Source organism: Lactobacillus gigeriorum DSM 23908 = CRBIP 24.85 (genome assembly GCF_000296855.1).
Taxonomy (GTDB): domain Bacteria; phylum Bacillota; class Bacilli; order Lactobacillales; family Lactobacillaceae; genus Lactobacillus; species Lactobacillus gigeriorum.
This window is the reverse complement of sequence record NZ_CAKC01000089.1, coordinates 1-3,250: the sequence shown is the minus strand read 5'-3', so window position 1 is coordinate 3,250 and position 3,250 is coordinate 1. Positions and strand designations below refer to the sequence as shown.

Here is a 3,250-nt window from a genome sequence, read left to right as displayed (position 1 = left end):
AGTTTAAATCATATAAATATTTAAGAAAGCAAGATTAGACTAATGGTTTATGGGTTACCGCAAAAATATTGACACTTACTGCAACTACGATGTTGTTGACATTAAGTTTAGGTTTGGCAGCCTGTGGCAATAAAGAAGAACAAAATGCTTCAAGTCCAAGCTATGATTTAAAAAAGGTAGCTTTCCCTCTTAAGAAGAAAGTAACTTTGAAGATGATGAATCAAAACTCGACTTTAGCGCCAAAGAATCCTAATAATCAGTTGATTTTTAAACGTTTAGAAAAGAAGACCGGAGTTCATATCGATTGGACTAACTATCAAAGTGATTTTGCTGAAAAGCGTAACTTGGATATTTCTTCTGGTGCCATTCCTGATGCAATTTTTAACGCAGCTGCGAGTGATAGCGATATCTTAAAGTGGGCAAAGACGGGAACGATTGTACCAGTTGATAAGTTAATTAAGAAATACATGCCAAACTTATCAAAAATCTATAAAGAGCATCCTGAATATAAGCGAATGGTAACAGCACCTAACGGTCATATTTATTCATTCCCTTGGATTGAAGAATTAGGTGAAGGTAAAGACTCAATTCATACCGTTAATGATATTGCTTGGATTAACGTTAAATGGCTTAAGAAATTGGGCTTAAAGATGCCAAAGACTACTGATGATTTGGAAAAGGTACTTGAAGCATTTAAGACCAAAGATCCTAACGGTAATGGCAAGCAAGATGAAATTCCAATGACTTTCATCAATATGAATGGTAATGAAGACTTGAAAGTCTTGTATGCTGCCTTTGGTGGAGATGGCGATAATGATGATCACATTACAATAGACAACAATGGCAAAGTAAACTTTACTGCAGATGATGATTCATTCAGAAAAGCATCACAATATTTCCACGACTTATGGAGCAAAGGCTTAATTGATAAAGCTGCATTTGAACAAGATTGGAATACGTTGGTTGCTAAAGGTGCCAAGAAACAAGTAGGTTTGTACTTTACTTGGGATAAGACCAACATTACCGGTGACAATTCCGATTATGAACCACTTCCAGTGCTTGCTGGTCCAAACGGTAAACGACAAGTAACTAGAACTAATAATTATGGTTTTGATCGTGGACGTATGGTAATTACTAGTGCTAATAAGAATCTAGAATTAACTGCAAAATGGATTGACCAATTATATGCACCAATGCAATCAGTTCAAGATAACTGGGGTACATACGGTGATAAGAAGATCCAAAATATCTTCGAAATGTCTAAGAATAAGAATGGTGAACCAATGTTGAAGCACTTGCCATTAAAAGGTTCAGCACCTGTTGAAGTTCGTGAAAAGACTTCAATTGCCGGACCACTTGCAATTTTGGATAGTTACTACAACGTGTACACCACCAAACCAGATGATGCTCAATGGCGGATGAACATTTTGAAGAATGTATATCGTCCTTACATTAATCACGAACATAATTATCCAATCGTCTTTATGAATGAAGCTGATACTACCAAGTTGGCTCAAATCAATGCTGACTTATCAGATTACATTATGCGAATGCGTGCAACATTTATTAAAAATGGCGTAACTGATAGTTCATGGAAGAGCTATTTAGCAGGATTGAAGAAAAATGGTAGTGATGACTACCTTAAGTTGAAAGAAAAGTACTATGACAAGTATCAAAAGGGTGACGAATAATGGAAAATTTGCTTGATAAAGCTAACGCTTATGTTCAAGAGAATGCATCAAAGATTCCCCAAATTTTTCGACCCAATAGTCATTTAGCCGCTGAAACAGGATGGATGAATGATCCAAATGGCTTTGTCTTTTATAAAAATGAATATCACTTATTTTATCAGACAAACCCATACGGGGATGAATGGGATACGATGCATTGGGGTCATGCAAAAAGCAAGGACTTGGTTCATTGGCAATATTTGCCAATGGCCTTAGCCCCCGATAGGCCTTATGATGAAAGGGGGTGCTTCTCAGGTTCGAGCATAATAAAAGATAACAAAATTTACTTAATGTATACAGGTGTAAGCGAACACGATGGAATTGTAAGACAAGTTCAGTGCTTAGCCATATCTAATGATGGTGTTCATTTTGAAAAATATGAGCAAAATCCAGTTATAGCTGAAACTAATTTACCTGAAGGTTTTGACACAGTTGATTTTCGAGACCCTAAACTAATCAAGCACGATAATACTTACTACGCAGTTTTGGCCACCAAGAAACAAGAAGGCGATAGAAGTCATGGTGCGATTCTGATATTCTCCTCAATAGATTTGATTAATTGGTCTCAAGGTAAAGTTTTAGTTGAAGGCTCATCAGATATGGGTATCATATGGGAGTGTCCAGATTTAATCCAAGATCATGATCAGGTAGCGCTAATTGTTAGTCCAATGCAAATGCCGAGCGAAGGACTAGCATATAAAAATATTAATTCCTCAATCTATATGACCGGAAAAATGAACTGGGATGATTTGACCTTCTCAATTGATGATTACCATGAAATTGATGCTGGGTTGGATTTTTATGCACCACAAACTTGTTTAAATGATAAAAATGAAGTAATAATGACCGCTTGGATGCAAACATGGGGTAGAACTAATGTTCAACACGAACTCAATTTGCGTTGGTCAGGGCAAATGATTTTACCAAGAAAGATAGTTTTATCGAAACATGGACTAAAACAAGAAATTCCATCCGAAGTTCTTGAAGAAGCTAATGATAATTCGGAAGTCATTACTAGCAGGAAAGAAGATTCGTATTTACTAGAGAGTAATAATTTAATCAGCCTTAAGAAAGAAAATAAAAAGCCCCTAGAAATTTCTTTTGGTGATGATGAAAATCATAATTTGCGAGTTTCGATCGATCAAAATCGTATAACCCTATCAAGAAAGGATTTTGGTTATAGAATACATGGTGAAGAAAAAGAAACCATTGAAGAAAGAACGCTTGAAGTACGTGATGCTAGTGCATTAAAAATTCTTATTGATAGATCCTCAATTGAAGTTTTCATTGATGGAAAAACCTTATCTGCCACCTATTATGTATATCCAGAATTGAAAAAATGTTATGTGAAGAATCCGACCAAGTCAGAATTCAGAATTAAATTATCCCAATTATAATTTTCTATAAATCCTAAATAAAAACCAATTAGCATTCAAAGTGCAATGTCATTAAGTTAAGCACTTGACGAATATTTCAGAGGCATTTATTGAATCTTTTCATTCAGTAAATGCTTTTTTTGT

Annotated in this window: 2 protein-coding genes; both read left to right on the top strand. The window is 35.3% G+C overall.

Translation table 11 applies throughout. The features are described 5' to 3' along the window. Window positions 1–89 precede the first annotated feature (89 nt). Window positions 90–1,691 (top strand): type 2 periplasmic-binding domain-containing protein, encoded by a 1,602-nt coding sequence (locus BN52_RS08220; protein ID WP_040473516.1) that lies wholly within the window; start codon window positions 90–92, stop codon window positions 1,689–1,691. Continuing rightward, on the top strand, window positions 1,691–3,127 hold the full coding sequence (locus BN52_RS08215) for a glycoside hydrolase family 32 protein (protein WP_008474032.1): 1,437 nt from the start codon (window positions 1,691–1,693) through the stop codon (window positions 3,125–3,127). Before BN52_RS08220 ends, BN52_RS08215 begins: the two co-directional genes overlap by 1 nt. Window positions 3,128–3,250: the final 123 nt, after the last annotated feature.